Origin of the sequence: Streptomyces flaveolus, assembly GCF_000716535.1 — a bacterium.
GTDB classification, from domain to species: domain Bacteria; phylum Actinomycetota; class Actinomycetes; order Streptomycetales; family Streptomycetaceae; genus Streptomyces; species Streptomyces flaveolus_A.
The window spans coordinates 86319-112069 of record NZ_JNWV01000004.1; the positions used below are offsets into that span (position 1 = coordinate 86319).

Consider the following 25751-nt stretch of genomic DNA (forward strand, 5'->3'; position numbering starts at 1 on the left):
GGCGCGCCCGGGGTCACTGCACGCAGAACTCGTTGTCCTCAGGGTCGGCCATCAGCACCCACTGGCCCGCGGGCTCCTTCACCTCCCGCACCACCCGGGCGCCCAGCGCCTGAAGCCGTGTCACCTCGTCCGCGCGCCGCTCCGGTCCGGCGTGGACGTCGAGGTGGAGCCGGTTCTTCCCGGTCTTCGGTTCCGGTACCCGCTGGAACAGCAGCCGCCGTCCGAGCCCAGTGCCGGTCTCGGGGTCGTACGGGTCGTCGGGGTGTCGTACGGCGATCAGGTCACGGAACGCGGCCCGCCCGTGGTACTCGACGGTGGCCTCCCCGGACAGCGCGCCGACGGACAGCAGCCGTTCGACGAGGGCGCTGTTGTCCTCGGGGGTGTAGTGCAGCGCGGCGGCCCAGAAGTCGGCCTGTGCGTGCGGGTCGGCCGCGTCGATGACGAGCTTCCAGTGCAGGGGGGCGGGCGCCTGAGTGGTCATGGCTCCCACTTATAGCCGGACGCGCCGGCGGAGGGGATCACTCCGCCCACTCGGGTGACGTGGGCCCCTCGGGTCAGGCATCTGCCGGGGTCGATGCCGGAGCCGGAGCCGGAGCGGAAGTCGAAGTCGAAGCCGACGTCGATGTCCCGATCGTGCGGGCCGCCGGCACGGTGAGCCTTGCCGGTCGCCTCGCCCACCGCAGCGCGTCGCCCGTGAGCAGGATCAGCGCCAGCCAGACCAGCGCGAACCCGGCCCACCGCTCGGCCGGCATGGCCTCGTGGAAGTAGAGGACGCCGAGCAGGAACTGGAAGATCGGGGCCAGGTACTGCAACAGGCCCAGCGTGGACAGGGGCACGCGGATCGCCGCCGCGCCGAAGCAGACCAGCGGGAGGGCGGTGACGATGCCCGTGGAGGCGAGCAGGGCGGCGTGTCCGGCGCCCTCGTTCAGGAAACTGGCCTCGCCGTGCGCGGTCAGCCACAGCAGGTATCCGAGCGCCGGCAGGAACTGGATGGCGGTCTCGGCGGCCAGCGACTCGACACCGCCGAGGTCCACCTTCTTCTTCACCAGCCCGTAGGTGGCGAAGGAGAAGGCGAGGCAGAGGGAGATCCACGGCGGGCGGCCGTAGCCCACGGTCAGCACGACGACGGCGGCGAGGCCCACGCCGACCGCAGCCCACTGCACGGGCCGCAGCCGCTCCTTGAGGAGCAGCACGCCCATCGCGATGGTGACCAGCGGGTTGATGAAGTAGCCGAGCGAGGCCTCGACGACATGGCCGGCGTTCACCGCCCAGATGTAGACGCCCCAGTTCACGGTGATGACAGCGGCCGCCACGGCTATGAGGCCGAGCCGCCGGGGCTGGCGCAGCAGCTCTCCGGCCCAGGCCCAGCGGCGCACGAAGAGCAGCGCGGCGGCGACGAACACCAGGGACCACACCATGCGGTGGGCCAGGATCTCCAGGGCGCCGGCCGGTTTGAGCAGCGGCCAGAACAGGGGCACCAGGCCCCACATCCCGTAGGCGGCGAAGCCGTTCAGCAGGCCTGTGCGGTGCTCACCCTCGGACGTCCCGGCCACGTCCCCTCCTTCTCGCCCGCGCGTCCGGCGTGGACGCACGAGGACGAAGGTAACGCCGGGCGCCCCCGGATGTCATGCTCGTATCGCCATACGGTCATGACATCCGGGGCGGCTCGTCCGTGTCAGCCCTTGAGCGCGGCGGTGACGGCCTGCGCGAGCGGCGTGGCCGGGCGGCCGATCAGCCGGGACAGATCGCCGGAGGAGACGACCAGCTCCCCCTTCTCGATCGAGGCGTCCACGCCGGCCAGGATCCCGGCCACCGGCGCGGGCACCCCGGCGCCGGTCAGGATGCCGGTGAGGGCGTCCACCGGGACCGGGTTGTAGACGATCTCCCTGCCGGTCTGCCGGCTCAGCTCGGCCGCGTACTCGGCGAAGCTCCACGCCTCGTCGCCGCCCAGTTCGTACGTCGAGTTCTCGTGACCCTCGCCGGTCAGCACCGCGACCGCGGCGGCGGCGTAGTCGGCGCGGGCGGCCGAGGAGACCCGGCCGTCACCGGCGGCGGCCACGACCGCACCGTGCTCCAGCACCGGCGCCAGGTTCTCGGTGTAGTTCTCGTGGTACCAGCCGTTGCGCAGCAGGCTGTAGGGCAGGCCGGAGGCGAGCAGGACCTGCTCGGTCGCCCGGTGGTCGTCCGCCAGCGCGGCCGTCAGGGTGCCCGGGGCACTGGTGTAGGCGAGCAGCGCCACGCCGGCCGCCTCGGCCGCCTCGATGACGACCGTGTGCTGCCCCACCCGGCCCTTGTCGAACTCGTTGCCGGAGATCAGCAGGACCTTGTCGCCGGCGGCGAACAAGCCGTCGAAGGTCTCGGGGACGTTGTAGTCGGCGACGGCCAGCTTCACGCCGCGGGCGGCGAGGTCGGCGGCCTTCGCCTCGTCGCGCACGACGGCGGTGATCTGCGCGGCCGGGACCTTCTCCAGCAGTTGCTCCACGACGTGGCGGCCGAGGTGTCCGGTGGCTCCGGTGACGACGATGCTCATGGGGGTGGCTCCTTCTCGGTGGGTATGTCACTCACCCTAGGAGCTGCACTAACTCAGCGAAAGTACCCACTTTGAAGTAAGGTACTGGTATGTCGGTAAGCAAGAACGTGGTGGACGCCGAGGCGATGTGCCCGCACCGCCTGGTCCTGGAGCACGTCACCAGCCGCTGGGGCGTCCTCGTCCTCATCGAGCTGCTGGAGCGGCCGTACCGGTTCAGCGAGCTGCGCCGTGCGATCAGCGGCAACGGCGGCCGGGGCGTCAGCGAGAAGATGCTCACCCAGACCCTGCAGACCCTGGAGCGCGACGGCCTGGTCCACCGGGACGCCAAGCCGGTCATCCCGCCGCGTGTCGACTACTCGCTCACCGACCTCGGCCGCGAGGCGGCGGAGCAGGTCCGGACCCTCGCCCAGTGGACGCACCACCGCATGGACGCGGTGGAGAAGGCCCGCCGGGCCTACGACGAGAGCCGTCGCGCACACGAAGAGGACCGCCGCGCATACGAAGAGGCCCGGGAGAACCAGTCCCGGGCCTCCTGAACCGGAGGACGGATCAGCCGACGACCGTCCAGGTGTCCCCGCCCGCCAGCAGCGCGGCCAGGTCACCCTTGCCGTGCTGCTCGATCGCGGTGTCGAGCTGCTCGGCCATCCGGGTGTCGTAGACCGGCCGTTCGACGGAGCGGAAGACTCCGATCGGGGTGTGGTGCAGGGTGTCCGGGTCGGCCAGCCGGGACAGGGCGAACGCCGTGGTCGGGGACGCGGCGTGGGCGTCGTGCACCAGGACCTCCGCCTCGTTCTCCGGGGTCACGGTCACCACCTTCAGATCGCCGGTCCGCCCGTCGCGCACGACCCCTCTCGCGCCGTCGGGACCGAACCGGATCGGCTGCCCGTGCTCCAGCCGGATCAGCGCCTCCTCGGCCCGCTGCTTGTCCTTCAGGGCGTCGAACGCGCCGTCGTTGAAGATGTTGCAGTTCTGGTAGATCTCGATCAGCGCCGTGCCCGGGTGCTCGGCGGCGGCGCGCAGCACCTCGGTCAGGTGCTTGCGGTCCGAGTCGATCGTGCGCGCCACGAAGGACGCCTCCGCGCCGATCGCCAGCGACACCGGGTTGAACGGCGCGTCCAGCGAGCCCATCGGCGTCGACTTGGTGATCTTGCCGACCTCGGAGGTCGGCGAGTACTGGCCCTTCGTCAGGCCGTAGATCCGGTTGTTGAACAGCAGGATCTTCAGGTTGACGTTGCGGCGCAGGGCGTGGATCAGGTGGTTGCCGCCGATGGACAGCGCGTCGCCGTCACCGGTGACGACCCACACGCTCAGGTCCCGGCGGGAGGAGGCCAGGCCCGTCGCGATGGCCGGGGCACGGCCGTGGATGGAGTGCATCCCGTAGGTGTTCATGTAGTACGGGAAGCGGGAGGAGCAGCCGATGCCGGAGACGAAGACGATGTTCTCCCGCGCCAGGCCCAGTTCCGGCATGAAGCCCTGGACGGCCGCAAGGATCGCGTAGTCACCGCAGCCCGGGCACCAGCGCACCTCCTGGTCCGACTTGAAGTCCTTCATCGACTGCTTGGCCTCGGCCTTGGGGACCAGCTGCAGCAGCCCGTTGGTGGCGTCAGTCATCGATGGCCTCCTTCAGCGCCGCGGCGAGCTGTTCCGCCTTGAACGGCATGCCGTTGACCTGGTTGTAGGAGTGGGCGTCGACCAGGTACTTCGCCCGGATCAGGGTGGCGAGCTGCCCGAGGTTCATCTCGGGGACGACGACCTTGTCGTAGCCCTTCAGAACCGTGCCGAGGTTGCGCGGGAAGGGGTTGAGGTGGCGCAGGTGGGCCTGGGCGATCGAGTCGCCGGCCGCGCGCAGCCGCCGTACCGCCGCCGTGATCGGGCCGTAGGTCGAGCCCCAGCCGAGGACCAGGGTCCTCGCGCCGTCCGGGTCGTCGACCTCCACGTCGGGGACCTCGATGCCGTCGACCTTGGCCTGCCGGGTGCGGACCATGAAGTCGTGGTTGGCCGGGTCGTAGGAGATGTTGCCCGTGCCGTCCTGCTTCTCGATGCCGCCGACGCGGTGCTCCAGGCCCGGGGTGCCCGGGATCGCCCACGGCCGGGCCAGGGTCCGCGGGTCCCGCTTGTACGGCCAGAAGACCTCGGTGCCGTCCTCCAGCGTGTGGTTCGGGCCGGAGGCGAACCGCACCCGCAGGTCGGGCAGTTCGTCCAGGTCGGGGATGCGCCACGGCTCGGAGCCGTTGGCCAGGTAGCCGTCCGACAGCAGCATCACCGGCGTCCGGTACGTCAGCGCGATCCGGGTCGCCTCCAGGGCGGCGTCGAAGCAGTCGGCCGGGGTCTTCGGCGCGACCACCGGCACCGGCGCCTCGCCGTTGCGGCCGTACATCGCCTGGAGCAGGTCGGCCTGCTCGGTCTTGGTCGGCAGACCCGTCGACGGGCCACCGCGCTGGATGTCCACCACCAGCAGGGGCAGCTCCAGCGAGACCGCGAGACCGATCGTCTCGCTCTTCAGGGCGACACCGGGGCCGCTCGTCGTGGTCACCGCCAGCGAGCCGCCGAACGCCGCGCCCAGCGCCGCGCCGATGCCCGCGATCTCGTCCTCGGCCTGGAAGGTGCGCACGCCGAAGTTCTTGTGCTTGCTCAGCTCGTGCAGGATGTCCGAGGCCGGCGTGATCGGGTACGACCCCAGGAACAGCGGCAGATCCGCCTGGCGGGACGCGGTGATCAGGCCGTAGGCCAGGGCGAGGTTGCCGGAGATGTTCCGGTAGGTGCCGACCGGGAAGGCCTTGGTGGCCGGCGCGACCTCGTAGGAGACCGCGAAGTCCTCGGTCGTCTCGCCGAAGTTCCAGCCCGCGCGGAAGGCCGCGATGTTGGCCTCCGCGATGTCCGGCTTCTTCGCGAACTTCGACTTAAGGAACTTCTCGGTGCCCTCGGTGGGCCGGTGGTACATCCAGCTCAGCAGGCCCAGCGCGAACATGTTCTTGCTGCGCTCGGCCTCCTTGCGGGAGAGGTCGAACTCCTTCAGCGCCTCCACGGTCAGCGTGGTCAGCGGCACCGGATGGAGGCTGTAGCCGTCGAGCGAGCCGTCCTGGAGCGGGTCGCTGGCGTACCCGACCTTCTGCAGGGCGCGCTTGGTGAACTCGTCCGTGTTGACGATGATCTCGGCTCCGCGCGGGAGGTCGCCGATGTTGGCCTTCAGGGCGGCGGGGTTCATGGCGACCAGGACGTTCGGCGCGTCACCGGGGGTGAGGATGTCGTGGTCGGCGAAGTGGAGCTGGAAGGACGAGACACCCGGCAGGGTGCCGGCGGGGGCGCGGATCTCGGCGGGGAAGTTCGGGAGGGTGGAGAGGTCGTTGCCGAAGGAAGCGGTCTCCGAGGTGAAACGGTCCCCGGTGAGCTGCATGCCGTCACCCGAGTCCCCCGCGAACCGGATGATCACCCGGTCCAGGCGCCGCACGTCCTTCGCGCCGCCCGGTTTGCGCTGCTCTCCCACGACGGTTCCGTCGGTCTGCTCCGCTGGGCTGCTGACCTGGCTGGTCACTGAACTGGACCTCCTTCGAGGCGGCTGTCCGGGGCCTGGTCGTCCCACGGACCATCCCAGGATCAACCCTACGTCGGTTAGGGTCGCCTTCCCGAGGCCATCCGAGGATTGGACGACATTTCGAGACGGCCTGTCGCGCTGTGTGCACATCATGTCCCGCATCGCCTGAGCACCGGTCAAGGCGCTCCCCGCGCGTGTACAGGTTCTCTCCTCCGGCTCCCGTCCGGACCCCCGGTCGCCCCCTACGGATCGCTCGGGGCCCACCTCCCGGGTACCCGCCGCACACCGAGCCGGGAGCGGCCGGCGCGCCGCTGACGGGGGGCTGACACCGGACCGGCCCGCTAGGAGTTCAGGTAGGTCAACACGGCCAGAACCCGCCGGTGGTCCCCGTCGCTCGGGGCCAGGCCGAGCTTCAGGAAGATGTTGCTGACGTGCTTCTCCACGGCGCCGTCGCTGACCACCAGCTGCCGGGCGATCGCCGAGTTCGTCCGCCCCTCCGCCATCAGCCCCAGCACCTCGCGCTCCCGGGGCGTCAGCCCCGCCAGCACGTCCTGCTTGCGGCTGCGGCCGAGCAGCTGCGCGACCACCTCCGGGTCCAGCGCCGTACCGCCCTCGGCGACCCGCACCACCGCGTCCACGAACTCCCGGACGTCCGCCACCCGGTCCTTGAGCAGATAGCCGACGCCCCGGCTGGAACCGGCCAGCAGTTCCGTGGCATAGCGCTCCTCGACGTACTGCGACAGCACCAGCACCCCGAGCCCGGGGTGCAGCCGGCGCAGCAGTACGGCCGCCCGGACGCCCTCGTCGGTGTGCGTCGGCGGCATCCGTACGTCCGCCACCACCACGTCGGGCAGCTCACCCCGCTCGTCCAGCTCGGAGATGGTCTTCACCAGCGCGTCCGCGTCGCCGACGCCCGCCACGACATCGTGCCCGCGGTCGGTCAGCAGCCGGGTCAGGCCCTCCCGCAGCAGCACTGAATCCTCGGCGATGACCACCCGCACCCTGTCCTCCACGATTCTTACGGCCCCCCAAGCCCGATCCCCCGCGACGCCGTCCGCCCGGGGCGTCCTCCGGGGGTCCAGCATTCCAGCAATCCCCCCGGTCCGCCGCCGGACCGAGGGGAATATCGGGGGAATACCGGGGACGCGGCCGGACCGTGCGGGGGTGTTCTCGGCGGCGGGGGTCGTCGTACGGCGCGAGGGGCGTACGGCGTTCCCGCCGCTCCGGCCGTCAGCCGCGCCAGGGCAGTTCCGCGATCACCCGGGTGGGGCCGCCCGCCGGGGAGTCCACCACGAGGATGCCGTCCACCGCGTCCAGCCGGGCGGCGAGACCGGCCAGCCCGGAGCCCCCGGAGGCGTCGGCACCGCCCACGCCGTCGTCGGTCACCTGGAGCATCAGCCGGTCCTCCGTGCGCCAGACGTCGACGGAGGCGGACCGGGCCCCGCTGTGCTTGCTGATGTTCTGGAGCAGCTCGGAGACGGTGAAGTACGCGATGCCCTCGATGGCGGGCGCCGGCCGGGCCGGCAGGTCGACCTCGACCCTCACCGGCACCGCACAGCGGGAGGCGACCGCCGACAGGGCGGCGTCCAGGCCGCGGTCGGTGAGCACGGCCGGGTGGATGCCCCGGGCCAGGTCGCGCAGCTCCTGGAGGGCCGTCTTCACCTCGCCGTGCGCCTCCTCCACCATCCGCGCCGCCGTCCGCGGGTCCTCCCGCAGCTTCTCCTTCGCCAGCCCCAGATCCATCGCCAGGTTCACCAGCCGGGCCTGCGCGCCGTCGTGCAGGTCCCGCTCGATGCGGCGCAGATCGGCGGCGGCCGTGTCGACCACGACCCCCCGGTCCGACTCCAGCTCCACCACCCGGGCCGACAGCGGCGACGGCCCGAGCAGCCCGCGCACGAGCAGCCCGTCCACGGTCGTCAGGGCCCGTACGAGCCAGGGCGTCGCCAGCGTGAACACCAGCCCGATCAGCGCGGTGACGGTGATCTCGAAGGGGTTGTCGAGATAGACGCTGTGGTGGGCGTCGCCGTACAGCTGGATCCCGCCCTCGCCGGCGTACGCCGGGAACACCCAGAACCACAGCGGATAGGTCAGCAGCGCCCAGCCGCAGGACCAGAAGGTCACCGCCACCGAGAACGAGAACACCGCCCACGGGAACTGCACCAGCGCGTACAGCGCGTGCCGCCAGGAGGCACCGCTCTTGAGCAGCGCGCCCATCCAGGCCGCCGCGCCCGGCTTGCGCGGCCGCAGCGGCTCCGGGTCGGCCACCTCCAGGCCGAGCAGGCCGCGCGCCCGCGCCCGCTCCAGCACGCCGAAGCCCCGGCAGCCGGCGAGCGCCGCCGCCAGCACCGGGATGCCGAGGAAGGTCACCAGCAGGCCCGCGCCGAGCGTGACCATCGTCACCGTCCAGCTGAACAGGACGGTCGCCACCGGCAGGCTCAGCAGCACGTAGCCGAACTCCCGCCGGCTCCGCGCCTCGAAGGGCGCCCGCAGCCCGGCGGGCAGCCGGTGCCGCGGCTCGCTGCGGGTGGCGTACCCCTGTCCGTAGTCCGTGACCATCGGTGTCGTCCCGTTCTCCTCGTTCCGGCGGCGGTCCTGCCGTACATCCAGGGTCGTCCGCCGGGCGTTCCCGGGGTATGGAGTCCGTCGGCGTCTTGGACGGGGGGTTTTCCCCACCCCTGCGCTCCGCTCGGCCGTAGTGCCGTGGTCAGCCCGTGGGCGCCATCGACGCGCGGTGCGGAAACGCCGCCACGCGCACGTGAGGCGTTTCCGCGTCTCACGCGCGCGTGGCGGCGTCGGCCGGCCCTGTGCGGGCGGGGCTACTCCCGAGCCATACGAGGGCGGGGGCTACTCCTGCCGGTCGCGCCAGGGCAGCTCCGCCGTGACCACCGTCGGGCCGCCCGCGGGGGAGTCGACCACGAACAGGCCGTCCACCGCGCCCAGCCGGTCCGCCAGGCCCCGCATCCCGCTGCCCCCGTCCAGCCGGGCGCCGCCGCGGCCGTCGTCGCGGACCTGGATGAGCAGCCGCTCGTCCGTGCGCCAGACGTCGACGGTGGCGGACCGGGCCCCGCTGTGCTTGCTGATGTTCTGGAGCAGCTCGGAGACGGTGAAGTAGGCGATGCCCTCGATGGCCGCCGCAGGCCGGGCCGGCAGGTCCACGGTCACCGTCACCGGCACCGTGCAGCGCGAGGCCACCGCCGACAGGGCGGCGTCCAGGCCGCGGTCGGTGAGCACGGCCGGGTGGATGCCCCGGGCGAGGTCGCGCAGCTCCTGGAGGGCCAGCTTCACCTCGCCGTGCGCCTCCGCCACCATCGCCGCCGCCGCGTCGGGGTCCTCCAGCAGCTTCTCCTTGGCGAGGCCCAGCCCCATGGCCAGGTTGACCAGCCGCGCCTGGGCCCCGTCGTGCAGGTCCCGTTCGATCCGGCGCAGATCCGCCGCCGCCGTGTCCACCACGATCCCGCGGTCGGACTCCAGCTCGGCGATCCGGCGCTCCAGCTCGTCCGAGGGTGACAGCAGCCCCCGCACCATCGCCCGGTCCAGGTTCGTCATGCCCCGCGCGAGGTACGGCAGCACCGGCCACAGCACGAACAGCGAGGTCAGCACCGTCACGAAGGTGAGGATGCCCCAGGGCAGCCGGATGGCGTCGTACAGCAGCGTCCGCCAGCCCACCGGGTCCTTCAGCGCCATCCACAGCCGCTGCACCGGGCCCCCGCCCTTGGCGAGCGGCAGCGGCGACGGCTCCTCCACCCGCACCCCGAGCAGTTTCCGGGCCCGGGCCCGTTCCAGCTTGCCCAGCTGGCGGGCGCCCAGCAGGGACAGCGCCAGCAGCGGGAGGCCGATCACGGTGAGGGTGAGGGTGCCGCCGGCCACCAGCACGGTGACCGCGTACGTGAACCCGAACAGCGCCACCGGCAGGTTCAGCAGGAGATACGCGATCTCCTTCCAGGTGTGGGCCTCATAGGCCGGCCGGGGCGGCGGCAGCCGGTGCAGGCCGTCGTGTCCGTCGTGTCCGCCGTTTCCGGCACGGCCGTCACGTTCGTCGGTGCCGCCGGTCCGGTCGGCGGCGGGGCTGGGAGCGGTCATGCTGATCAGCCTGCCGTGCGCGGCACCGTCCACGCCATGCGGTACGCCGCCCTCCGCCGCCGGGGGAAAACCCCACCCCATCCGGGTACCGGCTGTCTCACGCCCGGGTACCGACTGTCTCACGGCCTGACGGGCTGCTTACCGGTTCTTTATCAGGGCCTAGACTCCCGTGCGTAAAGGTCATGAGGTCAGGGAGCGAGGGACGGACGGTGCGGGAGACGTTGGGGGACTCGTCGTACGCCGCGGTGAACGTCGTCGCGGCCGGCTACTTCCGGTCCTACTCGGTGGTCGGACTGCTCGCCCTCATCGGCGTGCTCTTCGTCGCGGTCGCCTTCGGCGCGGGCCGCCTGCTGCGCCCGGTCGTGCCGACACCGGAGAAACTCCTGACCTACGAGTGCGGCGTCGACCCCGTCGGCGAGGGCTGGGCCCACACGCAGGTCCGCTACTACGTCTACGCCTTCCTGTACGTGATCTTCGCGGTCGACTCGATCTTCCTGTTCCCCTGGGCGACGGTCTTCGCCGCTCCCGGCTACGGCGCGACGACCCTGGTGGAGATGTTCGTCTTCCTCGGCTTCCTCGCCGTCGGCCTGCTGTACGCATACAAGAAGGGCGTCCTGGCATGGACGTGAACCCCTCGGCCACCGAGTCCGTCTACCTGCCGGAGCCGAAGCGGCTGGGCGCGCTCGCCCGCCTCGCCCCCGAGCCGATGAAGGTCGTCCTGAACTGGGGCCGCCGCTACTCGCTCTGGGTGTTCAACTTCGGCCTCGCCTGCTGCGCGATCGAGTTCATCGCCGCGTCGATGGCCCGCCACGACTTCATCCGGCTCGGCGTCATCCCGTTCGCGCCGGGCCCCCGCCAGGCCGACCTGATGGTGGTCTCGGGCACGGTGACGGACAAGATGGCCCCGGCGGTCAAGCGCCTGTACGAGCAGATGCCGGAGCCGAAGTACGTCATCTCCTTCGGCGCCTGCTCCAACTGTGGCGGGCCCTACTGGGACTCGTACTCGGTGACGAAGGGCGTCGACCAGATCATCCCCGTCGACGTCTACGTCCCCGGCTGCCCGCCGCGCCCCGAGGCGCTGCTCCAGGGCATCCTCAAGCTCCAGGAGAAGATCGCCCGCGAGTCGCTGGGGGAGCGGTACGGCAACGGGCCCGCCCGGCCGTCCGCCGCCGCCCTCCAGAGCGGCCTGGTGCGGCCCCCGGCGCCGGCGGGTGAAGGGGGCACACGATGAGCACGGCCGCCGGCTGGCTGCCCGCCCCCGCGGAGGAACTCTTCGGTACGGACGCCACGGCCGAGGAGTCCTACGACGTCCTGACCGTGGACGTACCGCCGTCCGCCTGGCTCACCGCCCTGGAGACGGCCCGTACGACCCTGTCCTGCACCTACTTCGACTGGCTGAGCGCGGTCGACGAGCCGGGCACCGGCTTCCGGGTCTGCGCGCACGTCGTCGCCCTGCACCCGGTCCGCCGGCTCCTCGTCCGCACGACCGTGCCGCACGACGCCCCGGCCCTGCCCTCCGCCGTCGGCGTCTACGCGGGCGCCGCCTGGCACGAGCGCGAGACCCACGAGATGTTCGGCGTCGTCTTCGAGGGCCACCCGGGGCTGGAGCACCTCCTCCTGCCCGAGACCTTCGAGGGCCACCCCCTCCGCAAGGACTTCGTCCTCGCCGCCCGCGTCGCCAAGGCCTGGCCGGGCGCGAAGGAACCCGGCGAGTCCGAACACGGCGGCCCGAAACGCCGCCAGATGCTGCCCCCGGGCGTACCCGACCCCAACGAGTGGGGCCCCCTGAAGGGCCAACTCCCACCCGCCCCGACCCGCCCGGCCAGGGCGGCGGGCCGCACCGCGGGAGGTGCGGCGGGGGAGCGTCCGGCGCGGCGCACCCGCTCGGCCTCGGAGGGCTCGGCCAGCCAGGCCGCTGCCGCGGGCGGGGCCGGGGAGGCTGGTGCGACCGCTGGTGCGGGTGCCGCTGCCGGTGCTCCTGGCCGGCCGCGTCGGACGCGGAGTGCCGGCGAGGGCTCGGTGAGCCAGGTGGCGGCGCGGGACGAGGACGCGGCGACGCGCAAGCAGGCCGCGACCGAGGGCGACGCCACCCGGGCAGCGACGGAAGGGCCCACGGAAGGGCCGGCCGCCGAGGCCTCGGTGGCGCACCAGCCCGGCCCGCCGCCCGCGTCCGCCCGGCCGCGCCGCGCCCGCAGCGCCTCGCAGGGCTCGGCCTCGCAGCGCGCCCAGGCGGCGCCGGAACCGGCCCCGACGGAGCGGACGGAACCGGCAGAGCGGACGGGACCGGAAGAGTCGGCGGGACCGACAGAGCCGACGGGACCGGCGGAGTCGGCCGGACCGGTCGGTGGCGCTCGCCCCGCCCGTAGGAGCACCGCGCCGCGCAGCTCCGACGCCCCCTGGCACCACGCCCGCCCGGCGTTCGCCGAGCCGGAGCCCACCGCTGAACCGGAGCCGAGGAAGGCAGCCGGGCCGGAGCGGTCTGCGGAACCCGAACCGGAGCAGTCCGCACAGCCGCAGCCGCAGCCGCAGCCGGCACCGGGCAACGAGCCGGAGCCGGAGGGAGCACGCGCCCCGGAGCCGCGCCCCGACGCCCCCGAAAACGACCCGACCACCCCCGACGACCCCGCAGGAGGCCCGCAGTGAACGGCGCGTTGGACGTCGCCCTGCGACTTCTGGTCGTCTTCGTCGTCTTCCTGACGTTCCCGCTGATCGTGGGCCAGACCGAGCACAAGGTGATGGCCCACATGCAGGGCCGGCTCGGACCGATGTACGCGGGCGGCTTCCACGGCTGGGCCCAGCTCATCGCGGACGGCGTGAAGTTCGCGCAGAAGGAGGACGTGGTCCCGGCGGGCGCCGACCGCCGCGTCTTCCAACTCGCCCCCGCCGTGGCCCTGCTGCCGTACCTCCTCGTCCTCCTCGCCATCCCCATCGGCCCGAGCGAGGGCGCCGTCGGCCAGGTCCTGGACGCCGGTGTGTTCTTCGTGCTCGCCGTGATGGGCGTCGGCGTGCTCGGCTCGCTGATGGCCGGCTGGGCCAGCGCCAACAAGTTCTCCCTGCTCGGCGGCCTGCGCACGGCCGCCCAGCTCCTCGCCTACGAACTCCCGATGCTGCTGGCGGTGGCCTCGGTCGCGATGGCGGCGGGCACCGTCTCCCTGCCCGGCATCGTGCACGCCTTCCACTGGTGGTGGCTGCCCTGGCAGATCGTCGGCGCGATCGTCTTCTTCGTCGCCGGACTCGCCGAGCTGCAACGCCCGCCGTTCGACATGCCGGTCGCCGACTCGGAGATCATCTTCGGCGCGTACACCGAGTACACCGGCCTGCGCTTCGCCCTGTTCCTGCTGGCCGAGTACGCCGGCATCGTCGTCCTGTGCGGCCTGACCACCGTCCTCTTCCTGGGCGGATGGCACGGCCCGTGGGGCGCCGACGGCCTCGGCTGGGTCTGGACCCTGCTGAAGACCGCGATCCTCGCCTTCCTGGTCATCTGGCTCCGCGTCACCTACCCGCGGCTGCGCGAGGACCAGCTCCAGAAGCTCTCCTGGACGCTTCTCGTCCCCCTCTCCCTCGCCCAGATCGCCCTCACCGGCATCGTCAAGGTGGTGATCAGCTAACCATGGCTGTGCCGACCCCACCCTCCCGTCCCCGCATCCCCGGCAGCGGCCTCGCCAAGGGCCTGGCCGTCACCCTCCGCACGATGACGAGGAAACACGTCACCGAGCAGTACCCGGACGCCCTGCCCGAACTCCCGCCCCGTACCCGTGGCGTGATCGGCCTGTTCGAGGAGAACTGCACGGTCTGCATGCTGTGCGCCCGCGAGTGCCCGGACTGGTGCATCTACATCGACTCCCACAAGGAGACGGTCCCGCCCGCCGCCCCCGGCGGACGCGAGCGCAGCCGCAACGTCCTCGACCGGTTCGCGATCGACTTCTCCCTGTGCATGTACTGCGGCATCTGCATCGAGGTCTGTCCTTTCGACGCCCTGTTCTGGTCCCCGGAGTTCGAGTACGCCGAGACCGACATCCGCGACCTCACCCACGAGCGGGACAAGCTCCGCGAGTGGATGTGGACCGTGCCGGCGCCGCCCGCCCTGGACCCGGGCGCGGAGGAGCCCAAGGAGATCGCCGCCGCCCGCAAGACCGCCGAGAAGCTGGCCGCCGCCCAGGCCGAGCCGGCGGAGCAGCGGGAGGTGGAGTCGTGACCCCCGCCGCCGCAACGGCCACCGTGGCCGCCGCCGACCCGCACGGCTTCCTGTCCCCGACCGGCGTCGAGATCGCGTTCCTGCTCGTCGGCCTGGTCACCCTCGGCGCCGCGCTGGTCACCGTCACCACCCGGCAGCTGGTGCACGCCGCCCTGTGGCTGGTGGTAGCGCTCGGCGGCCTCGCCGTGGAGTACCTGCTGCTCACGGCAGAGTTCATCGCCTGGGTGCAGGTCCTGATCTACGTCGGTTCCGTCGTCGTCCTCCTGCTGTTCGGCCTGATGCTCACCAAGGCCCCCATCGGCCGTTCCCCGGACGCCGACTCCGGCAACCGCTGGGCCGCCCTCACGGTCGCGGGCGCCGCCGCCGTCGCCCTGGTGTGGGTGGTCGCCGACGCCTTCCGGACCACCTGGATCGACCTGGACGGCCCGGCCGCCGGCACCACCGAGGTCACCGGCGCCAGCCTGTTCCGGCACTGGGTGCTGCCCTTCGAGGCCCTGTCCGTGCTGCTCCTCGCCGCGCTGGTCGGCGCCATCGTGCTGTCCCGCAAGGCCAGGGCGGATACGGCCGCCGCACCCGCGGTCCCCGGGAAGGAAGGCGTCCGCTGATGCACCTCGCCTACCCCGCCGTACTCTCCGCCCTCCTCTTCTGCACCGGCCTGTACGGCGTCCTCGCCCGCCGCAACGCGATCCTGGTCCTGATGTCGGTCGAGCTCATGCTCAACGCCGTCAACCTCAACCTGGTCGCCTTCGACGTCTGGCTGAGCCGCGCCGCGAAGGACACCCTGCACTCCGGCCAGGCGCTGACCCTGTTCACCATCGCCATCGCGGCCGCCGAGATCGGCATCGGCCTGGCGATCGTGCTCGCCGTCTACCGCAACCGCGGCACCTCCGACATCGACAAGCTCCGCGACACCGCCGAGGGCCCCGAGGCCTCGGGCCCCGACACCGGGGGCCCCGGCACCTCCGCGGCCGAGAAGGCTGAGGCCACCGCGTGACCACGACCACCCTCGCCGCCCTCGTCCCCCTCCTGCCGTTCCTGGGCGCCGCGGCCGGCCTGCTGCTCGGCCGCACCGCGCCCGGGTTCGTCCGCCCGCTCGCCGTGCTGCCGCCGCTGGCCTCCCTGGCGCTGGCCGCGCTGGTCGCCGCACGGCAGGGCGGCGACGCGGCCGTCGACGCCCACACCGAGCTGACGCCCACCGGGTCCGTGCCGATCGAGCTGGCCCTGCACATCGACGGCTTCGCCGCGCTCGTCGCCGTCCTGGTCGCGTTCGTCGCGGCCTGCGTGCAGATCTACTCCACCGGCTACCTGCGGGACGACCCGCGCTACCCCTCGTACGCCGCTCTCGTCTCCCTGTTCACCTCCGCGATGCTCCTGGTCGTCTACTCCGGCGACCTGATCGTGCTGCTGGTCGGCTGGGAAGTCATGGGCATCTGCTCCTACTTCCTGGTCGGCCACTACTGGGAGACCCCCGAGGCCCGGGCCGCCTCCCTGAAGGCCTTCCTGGTCACCAAGCTCGGCGACGTGCCCTTCCTCATCGGCCTGTTCGCGCTGGCCACCGACGCAGGGTCGTTCCGCATCACCCGCGTCCTCGGCGCCGTCGCGAGCGGCGGCATCGACCACCCGACGGTGATCGCGCTGCTGCTGCTCGCCGGTGTCGCGGGCAAGTCGGCGCAGTTCCCGCTGCACACCTGGCTCCCGGACGCGATGGCGGGCCCGACGCCCGTCTCGGCGCTGATCCACGCGGCGACGATGGTCGCCGCCGGTGTCTACTTCACCGCCCGTCTCCTCCCGCTCTTCGAGGCCTCCCAGGCCGCGATGGTGGTCCTCGCCGTCATGGCCGCCGTCACGATGGCGGGCTCCGGTCTCGCCGCGCTCGCCCAGGACGACATCAAGCGCGTCCTCGCCTACTCGACGATCGGCCAGCTCGGCTACATGACCGGCGCCCTCGCCGTCGGCGACCGCGGTGCCGCCGTCTTCCACCTCCTGTCGCACGGCGCCTTCAAGGCGCTGCTGTTCCTCGCGGCCGGCGTGATCATCCACGCCGCCGGCACCAACTCGCTTGCCGCCATGTCCCGCATGCACGGCCTGCGCGACCGCATCCCGGACGCCTACTGGACGATGACCGTGGCGCTGCTCGCCCTAGCCGCGATCCCGCCCTTCAGCGGCTTCTTCTCCAAGGAGTCCGTCCTCGGCGCCGCCGAGCACGTGACCTCCGGCCACACCGAGCACGCGCCCGGCGCCGCCGGCTGGATCGTCCTCGTCGCCGGACTGCTCACCGCCCTGCTGACGGCCGCGTACGCCACCCGGCTGTGGCTGCTGGCCTTCCGCGGCCGGGGTGCCGAGGTCCCCGACCACGGCCGCCAGCCGCTGACGATGACCGTGGTGCTCTGGGTGCTCGCGGTCCCCTCCCTCGCTCTCGGCGGGCTCGCCTACCGCGCACTGCCCGGCTGGTTCGACGGCCGCGACCTGACCCCCACCCTGCTCACCTCCGTCCTGGGCACGGGCCTCGCCCTGGTCGGCGGGCTGCTCACCTACGGCTGCTGGCAGCGCACCACCCAGCTCGCCGCCCGCACCCCGCTGGGCGCGGTCGCCGCCCACCCCGAGGAGGACGCCGGACTGGTCGAGGCCGAGGCCATCGCCACCCACGAGCCGGCCTACGGCGACATCGCCTACGCCCCCGACCCGGCGGACCCGTCACGGCTGCTGCTCGGCCCACTGCACCGGCCCGCGGCCGCCGGCTTCCACCTGGACGCCGTGTACAGGGCGCTGTTCGTCCGTCCGGTCCAGGCCGGGGCGAGTCTCGTCCGGTTCCTCGACCGCGAGGTCGTCGACACCTACGTACACGGTGCCGCCGCCGTGCCCCGGCTGCTCGGGGCCGCCGTGCGGCGGGCGCAGACCGGCAATGTGCAGACCTATGTGAGCGCGCTGCTCGCCGGCACCGTCGTCCTGGCGGTCGCCGTCCTCCTCGTCGCCACGGGAGTGTGAGCAGGCGTGATCGATATCAACGAGTCCGTGATGCAGTTCCTTCTGGCATTCGTCGTCGTCGGCCCGCTCCTCGGCGCCGCCGCCGCTCTCCTCCCGGCCCCGCCGGGACTGAAGGGGAAGTCGCCCGAGCAGGCCGTGCTGCGCCACGGCGTGACCGTGACCGGCGCGGTCCTCGTCGCCGCGATCGTCCTCGCGCTCGGCTTCGACCACGACCACCCGTCGAAGATGCAGGCCACGACCGACATCAGCTGGATTCCCGCACTCGACGTGCGGATCCACCTCGGCATCGACGGCATCTCCCTCCCCCTTCTGGTCCTGACCGCGCTGCTGACCTTCCTCTGTGCGCTCTACTCCTACTCCAAGCCGCCGTCGGGCCCGTCCCCGAAGGCGTTCGTCGCCCTGCTGCTCCTGCTGGAGTCCGGCACCCTCGCGACCTTCGCCGTCCTCGACCTGCTGCTGTTCTTCCTCGCCTTCGAGATGGTGCTCGTCCCGATGTACTTCCTCATCGCCCGCTGGGGCGGCGAGGGCCGGACCCGGGCCGCGTGGAAGTTCATCCTGTTCACGCTGCTCGGCTCCGTGGTCATGCTGCTCGGCCTGCTCCTGATCGGAATCAAGGCGGGCACGTTCGACATGGTGGCACTCGCCACTGACAACGGCCGGTCGCTGACCACGTCCGTGCAGGTCATCGCCGTTCTGGCGATCGGGATCGGGCTCGCGGTGAAGGCGCCGATGTGGCCGCTGCACAGTTGGCTGCCGGACGCCCACACCGCCGCGCCGACCGTCGGCTCGGTGCTGCTGGCCGGTGTCCTGCTCAAGATGGGTACGTACGGTTTCGTCCGCATCCTGCTGCCGGTGGCGCCGGACGGCTTCCGCACCTTCGCGCCGTACCTCGCCGCGCTCGCCGTCGTCGGGATCATCTACGGGTCCCTGGCCTGCCTGGCCCTGGCCAAGCGGGGGGCGAAGGGCGACCTCAAGCGCCTGATCGCGTACTCCTCCGTCGGCCACATGGGCTTCGTCCTGCTCGGCATCGCCACCATGACCCCGACCGGCGTGAACGGCGCCCTGTTCGCCAACATCGCCCACGGCCTCATCACCGGCCTGCTGTTCTTCCTGGTCGGCGCGCTCAAGGACCGCACCGGCACCACCGACCTCGACACCCTCGCCGAGAAGACCGGCGCCGCGCTCTACGGCAGGGCCCCGCGCCTCGGCGGGCTGCTCGCCTTCGGTGCCGTCGCCTCCCTCGGCCTGCCCGGACTCGCCGGGTTCTGGGGCGAGATGCTGGCGCTGTTCGGCTCCTTCAGCCCCGCCGCCGGCCTCAGCCGCCCCGCCTTCCTCACCTTCATGGCCATCGGCGCGTTCGGCACCCTGCTCACCGCCGCGTACATGCTGATCGTGGTCCGCCGCGTCTGCATGGGCGGCGCCGAGCGGGAGGTGCCGAAGCTCGCCGACGTCCACGGGTACGAGTTCGCGGCCTGGACCCCGCTCGTCACCCTCACCGTCCTCGCCGGACTGTGGCCGAAGGCCCTGCTCGGCCTGACCGACCCGGCCGTGCAGCAGCTCCTCGCAGGAGGCACCCGATGAGCGCCCAGCCGCTTGCCGAGTCGCTGGTCCAGTCCGTCGACTGGCTCGCGATCGCCCCGCCCACCCTCGCGGCCGTCGTGGCACTCGTCGTCCTCGTCGCCGACCTGTTCCTGCCGGAGCCCCGCAAGGCCGTGCTCGGCTGGATCTCGGTCGCGGGCCTGGCCGCGGCCACCCTGCTGCTCCTGCCCCTCCTGGACGGCGACCGCAGCACCTTCTGCCTCACCGGCCCCGCGCGCGCGTGCAGCTACACCGCCGACCACTTCACCCTCGTCATCCAGTTCCTGGTCCTCGGCGGCGCCCTGCTCGCGGCCCTGCTCTCCGTCACCCACCTGGACGACGAGCGGCGGCGCGTCCCCGCGGGCGAGTTCTGGTTCCTGCTGCTGTCCTCCGCGGCCGGCGCCGCCCTGCTGCCCGCCTCCCGGGACCTGGCCACCCTGATCGTCGCCCTCGAGGTCGCCTCCCTGCCGGCCTTCGCCCTCGTCGGCATCCGGCACGGCGACAAGCGGTCCTCCGAGGCCGCCCTGAAGTTCTTCCTGTCCTCGGTCACCGCCACCGCGGTCAGCCTGATGGGCGTCAGCTTCGTCTACGCCTCCACCGGCACCCTCTACCTCACCCAGGTCGCCCAGCGCCTCCCGCACGTCGACGGACAGCTGCACACCCTGGCCCAGGCGGGCGTCGTCCTCACCCTCGTCGGCTTCGCCTTCAAGACGGCCGCCGTGCCCTTCCACTTCTGGGTGCCCGACACCTACGTGGGCGCGCCCCTGCCCGTCGCCGCCTACCTGTCCGTCGTCGGCAAGGCCGTCGGCTTCTCCGGCCTGATCCTCGTCACGGTCGTCGCGTTCCCCTCGTACGCCGACGTCTGGGGGCCCGCGCTCGCCGCCCTGGCCGCCCTCACCATGACCGTCGGCAACGTCGCCGCCCTGCGCCAGCAGGCCACGCGCGCGTACAGCGCCGTACGGCTGCTCGCCTGGTCCTCCGTCGGCCAGGCCGGCTACCTGCTGGTGCCGATCGCCGCCGCCGGATACACGAAGGACGCCCAGAAGGCGATCGGCTCCACGGTCGCGTACGCCCTGATGTACGCCGCCGTGAACCTCGGCGCCTTCGCGGTGGCCGCCCTGGTGGGCCGCGGCCGCGCCCTGAACCGCGTCAGCGACTACCGGGGCCTGTACGCCACCAACCCGCTCAGCGCGCTCCTGCTGGCCTTCTTCCTGCTGTGCCTGGCCGGGCTGCCGCCGGGCGTCATCGGCCTGTTCGCCAAGGTCACCGTGTTCTCGGCGGCCGTCGACGCGGGCCTCGGCTGGCTCGCCGTCGTCATGGCCGTCAACGTCGTGATCGCCCTCTTCTACTACCTCCAGTGGACGGCCCTGCTGTTCCGCGCCCCCGAGGGCGAGTCCGCCCGGCACCGGGTCCCGGCGCCCGTCACGGCCGCCCTCGCCGTCACGGGAGTCATCGGCGTCGTCCTCTCCGGAGCACCCCAGCTCGTCCTCCGCTTCGCGGCCGGCGGACTGTTCTGAGGAGTCGTCACGCGCGCGCGGGGCACTCGTGCCGGCACGCGCGCGTGGCCGAACCCGCACGTCACCCGTACGGCCGTCGCGCACCGCCGTACGCACCGGGGAACTCGTGGCCGCCGCCTGGCGTTGTCATCAGCGGGAGGGTCCACTGGATCAGAGTGTTCCCCAGCAGCACGACTTGGAGGGCGCACCGTGCACCGCCGGCACAACGGGCTCAGGACCGCCGTACTCCTCGGGGGACTGTCCGCACTCATCATCGTCATCGGCAGCTTCTTCGGCCGCGCCGGGCTCGTCGTCGCGGTCCTGGTCGCTCTGGGCACGAACGCGTACGCGTACTGGAACAGCGACAAGCTGGCGCTGCGCGCGATGCGCGCCCGCCCGGTCAGCGAGTTCGAGGCGCCGGCGCTGTACCGGATGGTGCGTGAACTGTCCACGCAGGCCCGCCAGCCCATGCCCCGGCTGTACATCTCGCCGACGGAGGCACCGAACGCCTTCGCCACGGGCCGCAACCCGCGCAACGCGGCCGTGTGCTGCACCGAGGGCATCCTGCGCCTGCTGGACGAGCGCGAGCTGCGCGGCGTCATCGGCCACGAACTGAGCCATGTCTACAACCGGGACATCCTGATCTCCTCGGTGGCCGGCGCGCTGGCCTCCGTGATCATGTTCCTGGTCAACTTCGCCTGGCTGATCCCGGTCGGCCGCTCGGACGACGACGACGGCCCCGGCCTGTTCGGCATGCTGTTGATCATGATTCTCGGCCCGCTCGCCGCCAGCCTGATCCAGCTCGCGATCAGCCGCTCCCGGGAGTACGAGGCGGACGCGTCCGGCGCACAGCTCACCGGCGACCCGCTCGCCCTGGCCGGCGCCCTGCGCAAGCTGGAGACGGGCACCCAGCAGCTGCCGCTGCCCCCCGAGCCCCGGATCGAGACGGCGAGCCACATGATGATCGCCAACCCCTTCCGCCCGGGCCAGGGACTGTCCAGGATGTTCTCCACCCACCCGCCGATGGCCGAGCGGATCGCCCGGCTCGAAAAGATGGCGGGCGGCTCCCGGTGAAGACCGTCTCGGCCGACCATGCACTCTGGAATTCGTCCTTGCGGGGGCCATTGTTTTCCGGCCCGGCAAGCCGCGCGAAACTCTGAGGCTGTACGGGGGAAATCGCGGGGCAAGGCCGCGCGCCTGGTGATATTCCAAGGCCGCCGTCGTCATCCTGTCCACTGAGAATTCGGCACCAGGGACGACGAAAGGTTGGCCGAGTGAAGCTCACCAAGCGGTTCACCACGATCAGTACCGCCGCGATCGCGGTGCTGCTCTTCAGCGCCGGTGGCGCACAGGCTCAGGGCGACAGCGGACTCCTGTCACGCCTGGGCGTTGCCTCTCTGCTCCAGGCCCCCTACCGGTTGGGCCAGGCAGGCACGGGCGGCACCGAGACCCAGAACACCACGAACAATAACAACAACAATAATAACAACAACAACGCCGGCGGAGTGAACAACAACAATAATAACAACAACAACGGGGGTGTGAACACGAACAACAACACCAATAACAACAACATCCTCGCAGGCACTCAGGGGCAAGGCGGCGGCGGTCTCCTCTCGCTTCTGGGTATCCCGCCACTTCAGCAGATCTGCAACCCGACGGGGCAGGCCGCACAGGGGAACAACACCTTCACCGGCAGCCAGAACATCAACTGCAAATTCAGCTGACGTGACGGATCCGTCGCGGAGCCCTATCCGCGCTCGGGGTGGTGGAGTTTGCGCGCGGCTTCGTGACGGGTGTGGACGCCCAGCTTGGTCAGTACGGCGCCCACGTGATGGCCGGCGGTCTTGCGGCTGATGTAGAGGCGGGCGGCGATCTCGGCGTCCGAAAGACCCTCGTGCAGCAGCTTCAGCACGTCCATCTCCCGGTTGGTCAGCCGGTAAGGGTTGGCTCGGGTCGCCGGCCGCGGACCCTGCCGGATCGGACGGACGCCGAGGACCCGCATCAACGAGCGGGTGCGAGCCACGGCCGGACGGGCGCCGAGCGCCTCGAAGGCGGCCAGGGCCTGGCGCAGCGCGGGCGCGTCGCCGGACAGGCGGGCCAGCGCGGCCTCGTACGGACAGCCGAGCCAGTCCCATCGCGCCGCGGCGCCGGCCCAGTCGTCGGCCAGTTCCAGCGCATGGGGTTCGGCCGCCGGGACCTGCGGCGGCTCTCCTCCGGCGCGGCGGATCCAACAGGCCAGGGGACCGGACAGCCAGGGATGGGTACGGTCCGCCAGCGCGGCCAGCCCGAGTCGGCCCTCGGTCTGCGCCTTCTCGTGATCACCGGCCAGCCAGGCCGCCTCGACCCGGGCCTCCCACCCCAGGCCCGTGTCCAGCAGGCAGCCCGAGTCGACCAGGTTCCCCGCTTCTTCCAGCAGCGGCCACACGTCGGGCTTGCCCTGGCGGGCCCGCACCAGGCCCAGCACGGTGAGGGCCAGGGTCCGGGCAACCGGTGGCGAGCCCGGGTGGGACAGGACCTTCTGCGAGGCATCAGCGGCCTGGGTCCACGAGCCCCGGTTCAGCAGCCCCCAACACCCCCAGGCCCGTGCACACAGCAGGTAGGCCGGCAGGTCGTGATCCAGGCAGTAGGTCTCCGCCCGGCTCACCGCCGCGGCCGACCGGGCGGCATCCCGCCGCAGCGCGGCCAGCCAGCACATGAGGAGCGTCATCAAGCCCGCGTCCAGCGGTAGGTCCTGCGTCATCGCGTCGGACACCGCCTGCTCGCAGTCCTCCCAGCCGTGCCCTTCGCTCAGCATGCGCGCCGCGGCGGCATGGAAGCGCGCCTGGACGAGCACCCCCGCATCGCCCGAGCGCTCACCCAGTGCGATCGCCTTCTCGGCGTAGCCGGCGACCACCGCCATGCCCTCGTGCTCGTGACAGGCCAGCTGACAGAGGTTCAGGTAAGCCCTCGCCAATTCCCGGCCGGGCGTCAGCCCTTCGAGCACCCGCACCGCGTCCAGACCGGTCTCCCTGGCCTCGGCGGCCCGCCCGGCCGGCCACAGCCAGCACGACAGCCGGCGCAGATCCGCCCCCTCGCGCAAGCGGTCGCCGAGCGCACGGCGCAGCCTCACCGCCGTACGGCAGGAGGCGACCCCTTCGTCCAGCCGGCCGGACAGGAGACAGGCCTGCGCATGGCCCTCCATCAGGGTGATCTGCTGCTCGGGCGGCAAGCGGTCGGCGTACCGCAGGGCACGGGCGTACTGGGCTGCGGCTTCCCGGTGCGCGCCCAGCGCGGCGGCGCGGACGGCCGCTGCGGGCGCGTACTCCAACACGGCGGCCGGGTCCCCGGCGCCGTCGGCATGGTCCGCCAGCATCGGCAGATCGTCCTCGGCGACCGGGCCGGACCGCATCACCGCCAGCACCTGCCGGTGCACCCGCAGACGGCAGGCGGCGGGCACGGCATCCAGCACCGCCAGCCGGGTCAGCTCGTGGCGGAACTCGGTCAGCTGACCATGGGAGCGCACTATTCCGCAGGCCACGGCCTCGTCGAGAGCCTCCTCCGGGGCTGGCAGGATGGCGGCCAGCAGGGGCAGCGAGACCCGGACACCCAGGACGGCCAGCACGTCCACCACCTCGCGCGCCGCGGCCGACAGACCCGCCAGGCGACCTGCCACGGCCTCGCGCACGGTGGCCGGAATGGGCTCGGCCGGGGCGGCCAGAATCTCGGTGACGATGAACGGGTTGCCGGCGGAGACCTGATACACCTGCGCGGCGTCCACGGCGCGTCCGGCGGCCAGCCGGGCGACGGCCCGGCGGCTCAGGGGGGCCAGATCGTAGCGGTACACCCACGGATAGCCGGCCAGGGTTCCGAGGAGAGCGGTCAGGTCGTGGGTGCGGCCGATCTCGTCGTCGCGGTAGGTGGCCAGCACCAGCGCCGGAACGCTCGGCAGACGGCGGGCCAGGTAGCGCAGCAGGTCCATCGTGGCCTCATCGGCCCAGTGGATGTCCTCGACGACCAGCAGGCTGGGATAGGCGCTCAGGTCGGCGAGCAGGCAGTCGTAGACCTCGTCGGACCGGCAGGTGCCGGTCAGCGTGCCCGTCAGGGCGGTGCGCATCTCCTGGCCCAGACGCGGGAGCACGTCCAGCAGAGGGCCCAGGGGCCGTGGTGTGGCGAGCGGGTCGCAGGCGCCGGTCACGACCCGGATGTGGGGGTCGGCCACCTGGGCGAGACGGTGGACGACGGCGGTCTTGCCGATACCGGCCTCGCCGCGGACCAGGGTCAGCCGTCCCGGGCCACTCACGGCGGCCTTCAGGTGACCGGCGAGGCCCCGGAGCACGGCCTCTCGCTCTAGAAGGTCCATCACCAGCCATTTTCCCCCCGTGGCCGGAGCCGCGCAAAAGATCCAGACCGATCAAGACCGGCCTGCTGGTGGGGTCGGGGTGTGGGATGCCGGGGCGTGGCATGGGGTGCGGTGGGGTGTGCGGTGGGGTGTGCCGGGCGGAACTTGGGGTGCTCACCCGATGCGCCTGCCGACCTCGGCCGAGCATGCTTGCCAGAGAGTTTCAGGCCCGGCTCTCAGGGCCCGCGGCGCCGGCCGTTCCGCGCTGAGCGTGTCGCCTGCCCTGGCCTCCGGCGGAGCAGCAGCACCCGGAACTCCCTGGAACCGAGTTGACGGAGCACTGCCTCGGCGAACGCCTCCCGCATCGATATGGACAGCGGATCTACGACGTCCATACCCATCGGAAAGGAATCATCATGGCGAACAAGTATGCCAAGCGCGCGGCCCTGATAGCCGCATCGGCAGCCCTGGCCGCAGGAGGCGCCCTGGCGCCGTCGGGCGCCTTTGCCGCCCCGGCACCTACCGGCATCCACGCGGTGGTGCCGAGCGACGACGGCGGTGGGAACAACAACAACAATAACAACAACAACGGCAGGGGCGGGAACAACAACAACAATAACAACAACAACGGCAGGGGCGGGAACAACAACAACAACAATAACAACAACAACAACGGCAGGGGTGGCGCGAACAACAACAACAATAACAACAACAACAACGGCAGGGGTGGCGCGGGGGCGCGAACAACAACAATAACAACAACAACAACGGCGGCGGGGGCGCGAACAACAACAATAACAACAACAACGGCGGCGGGGGCGCGAACAACAACAACAATAACAACAGCGGCGGCGGGGGCGCGAACAACAACAATAACAACAACGGCTGAACTTGAGAGTCCGGCGGCCGGGTGTCAACGTTCCCTGGCCGCCGGACTGTCACGTTCGCCTTAGGGATGCGGTGGCCTGCCGCATCTGCATTACCGGAATTCCTGGAGCCGGCCGGTCGGATCAGTACCCGTCGTGACCGTCACC

General features: G+C 71.8%; 23 protein-coding genes. 14 read left to right on the forward strand and 9 right to left on the reverse strand.

The window, feature by feature from the left end:
- Positions 1-13: 13 nt before the first annotated feature.
- The 3 genes from OO52_RS04105 to OO52_RS04115 all read right to left on the reverse strand — a co-directional run bounded on the left by OO52_RS04105 (position 14) and on the right by OO52_RS04115 (position 2530).
- Positions 14-481 (reverse strand): VOC family protein, encoded by a 468-nt coding sequence (locus tag OO52_RS04105; RefSeq protein WP_030641060.1) that lies wholly within the window; start codon positions 479-481, stop codon positions 14-16.
- Between the two features lie 73 nt (positions 482-554).
- Positions 555-1553 carry an EamA family transporter RarD gene (rarD, locus tag OO52_RS04110; protein ID WP_030641062.1) on the reverse strand — a complete coding sequence of 333 codons (999 nt, stop codon included), beginning with the start codon at positions 1551-1553 and terminating at the stop codon, positions 555-557.
- Between the two features lie 122 nt (positions 1554-1675).
- Positions 1676-2530, reverse strand: a complete 855-nt coding sequence (locus OO52_RS04115) for an SDR family oxidoreductase (protein ID WP_030641064.1) — start codon at positions 2528-2530, stop codon at positions 1676-1678.
- An 89-nt stretch (positions 2531-2619) separates the two neighbouring features.
- On the opposite strand from OO52_RS04115, the gene OO52_RS04120 reads away from it, so the two are divergent.
- Entirely contained in the window at positions 2620-3066 is a 447-nt protein-coding gene (locus tag OO52_RS04120; protein WP_030641066.1) for a winged helix-turn-helix transcriptional regulator, read from the forward strand.
- A 13-nt stretch (positions 3067-3079) separates the two neighbouring features.
- Here OO52_RS04120 and OO52_RS04125 read toward each other — a convergent pair whose 3' ends face one another.
- The 5 genes from OO52_RS04125 to OO52_RS04145 form a co-directional block, all read right to left on the reverse strand.
- A complete protein-coding gene (locus OO52_RS04125) occupies positions 3080-4141 on the reverse strand; it encodes a 2-oxoacid:ferredoxin oxidoreductase subunit beta (protein ID WP_030641068.1) in 1062 nt (353 codons plus the stop codon).
- The gene (locus tag OO52_RS04130; protein ID WP_030641070.1) at positions 4134-6062 is read right to left on the reverse strand and encodes a 2-oxoacid:acceptor oxidoreductase subunit alpha; all 1929 of its coding nucleotides are present in this window, start codon (positions 6060-6062) and stop codon (positions 4134-4136) included. Before OO52_RS04130 ends, OO52_RS04125 begins: the two co-directional genes overlap by 8 nt.
- A gap of 341 nt (positions 6063-6403) precedes the next feature.
- On the reverse strand, positions 6404-7075 hold the full coding sequence (locus OO52_RS04135; RefSeq protein WP_030641071.1) for a response regulator transcription factor: 672 nt from the start codon (positions 7073-7075) through the stop codon (positions 6404-6406).
- A 217-nt stretch (positions 7076-7292) separates the two neighbouring features.
- Positions 7293-8618 carry a sensor histidine kinase gene (locus OO52_RS04140; RefSeq protein ID WP_030641072.1) on the reverse strand — a complete coding sequence of 442 codons (1326 nt, stop codon included), beginning with the start codon at positions 8616-8618 and terminating at the stop codon, positions 7293-7295.
- A 288-nt stretch (positions 8619-8906) separates the two neighbouring features.
- Positions 8907-10142: a sensor histidine kinase gene (locus OO52_RS04145; RefSeq protein WP_234337884.1), complete on the reverse strand. Its 1236-nt coding sequence runs from the start codon at positions 10140-10142 to the stop codon at positions 8907-8909.
- A gap of 182 nt (positions 10143-10324) precedes the next feature.
- Between OO52_RS04145 and OO52_RS04150 the strand changes: the two genes are divergently transcribed.
- The 12 genes from OO52_RS04150 (at position 10325) to OO52_RS51960 (ending at position 22123) form a co-directional block, all read left to right on the forward strand.
- Positions 10325-10771: an NADH-quinone oxidoreductase subunit A gene (locus OO52_RS04150; RefSeq protein WP_231406522.1), complete on the forward strand. Its 447-nt coding sequence runs from the start codon at positions 10325-10327 to the stop codon at positions 10769-10771.
- Positions 10762-11373: an NADH-quinone oxidoreductase subunit B gene (locus OO52_RS04155; RefSeq protein ID WP_030641074.1), complete on the forward strand. Its 612-nt coding sequence runs from the start codon at positions 10762-10764 to the stop codon at positions 11371-11373. The genes OO52_RS04150 and OO52_RS04155 overlap by 10 nt, the downstream gene beginning before the upstream one ends.
- Positions 11370-12785 (forward strand): NADH-quinone oxidoreductase subunit C, encoded by a 1416-nt coding sequence (locus OO52_RS04160; protein WP_037670648.1) that lies wholly within the window; start codon positions 11370-11372, stop codon positions 12783-12785. The genes OO52_RS04155 and OO52_RS04160 overlap by 4 nt, the downstream gene beginning before the upstream one ends.
- Complete coding sequence (locus OO52_RS04165; protein ID WP_030939161.1) at positions 12782-13750, forward strand: complex I subunit 1/NuoH family protein; 969 nt, start codon at positions 12782-12784, stop codon at positions 13748-13750. The genes OO52_RS04160 and OO52_RS04165 overlap by 4 nt, the downstream gene beginning before the upstream one ends.
- A gap of 2 nt (positions 13751-13752) precedes the next feature.
- Positions 13753-14337: a NuoI/complex I 23 kDa subunit family protein gene (locus OO52_RS04170; RefSeq protein WP_030641077.1), complete on the forward strand. Its 585-nt coding sequence runs from the start codon at positions 13753-13755 to the stop codon at positions 14335-14337.
- A complete protein-coding gene (locus tag OO52_RS04175) occupies positions 14334-14942 on the forward strand; it encodes an NADH-quinone oxidoreductase subunit J family protein (RefSeq protein ID WP_030641079.1) in 609 nt (202 codons plus the stop codon). Before OO52_RS04170 ends, OO52_RS04175 begins: the two co-directional genes overlap by 4 nt.
- Positions 14942-15331, forward strand: coding sequence for an NADH-quinone oxidoreductase subunit NuoK (gene nuoK, locus OO52_RS04180; RefSeq protein WP_030641081.1), 390 nt, complete (start codon positions 14942-14944; stop codon positions 15329-15331). Before OO52_RS04175 ends, nuoK begins: the two co-directional genes overlap by 1 nt.
- Entirely contained in the window at positions 15328-17322 is a 1995-nt protein-coding gene (locus tag OO52_RS04185; RefSeq protein ID WP_030641083.1) for an NADH-quinone oxidoreductase subunit 5 family protein, read from the forward strand. The genes nuoK and OO52_RS04185 overlap by 4 nt, the downstream gene beginning before the upstream one ends.
- A 6-nt stretch (positions 17323-17328) precedes the next feature.
- The gene (locus OO52_RS04190; protein ID WP_030641085.1) at positions 17329-18903 is read left to right on the forward strand and encodes an NADH-quinone oxidoreductase subunit M; all 1575 of its coding nucleotides are present in this window, start codon (positions 17329-17331) and stop codon (positions 18901-18903) included.
- Positions 18900-20417 (forward strand): NADH-quinone oxidoreductase subunit N, encoded by a 1518-nt coding sequence (locus tag OO52_RS04195; RefSeq protein ID WP_030641087.1) that lies wholly within the window; start codon positions 18900-18902, stop codon positions 20415-20417. The genes OO52_RS04190 and OO52_RS04195 overlap by 4 nt, the downstream gene beginning before the upstream one ends.
- Before the next feature lie 189 nt (positions 20418-20606).
- Positions 20607-21470, forward strand: coding sequence for a zinc metalloprotease HtpX (gene htpX, locus OO52_RS04200; RefSeq protein WP_030641089.1), 864 nt, complete (start codon positions 20607-20609; stop codon positions 21468-21470).
- A gap of 200 nt (positions 21471-21670) precedes the next feature.
- On the forward strand, positions 21671-22123 hold the full coding sequence (locus OO52_RS51960) for a hypothetical protein (RefSeq protein ID WP_078877153.1): 453 nt from the start codon (positions 21671-21673) through the stop codon (positions 22121-22123).
- A gap of 23 nt (positions 22124-22146) precedes the next feature.
- Here the strand turns inward: OO52_RS51960 and OO52_RS04205 are convergent, their stop codons facing one another.
- Positions 22147-24738, reverse strand: coding sequence for an ATP-binding protein (locus OO52_RS04205; protein WP_078877156.1), 2592 nt, complete (start codon positions 24736-24738; stop codon positions 22147-22149).
- A 395-nt stretch (positions 24739-25133) separates the two neighbouring features.
- Here OO52_RS04205 and OO52_RS51965 point away from each other — a divergent pair, with 395 nt between their 5' ends.
- Positions 25134-25670 carry a hypothetical protein gene (locus OO52_RS51965; RefSeq protein ID WP_158712471.1) on the forward strand — a complete coding sequence of 179 codons (537 nt, stop codon included), beginning with the start codon at positions 25134-25136 and terminating at the stop codon, positions 25668-25670.
- Positions 25671-25751: the final 81 nt, after the last annotated feature.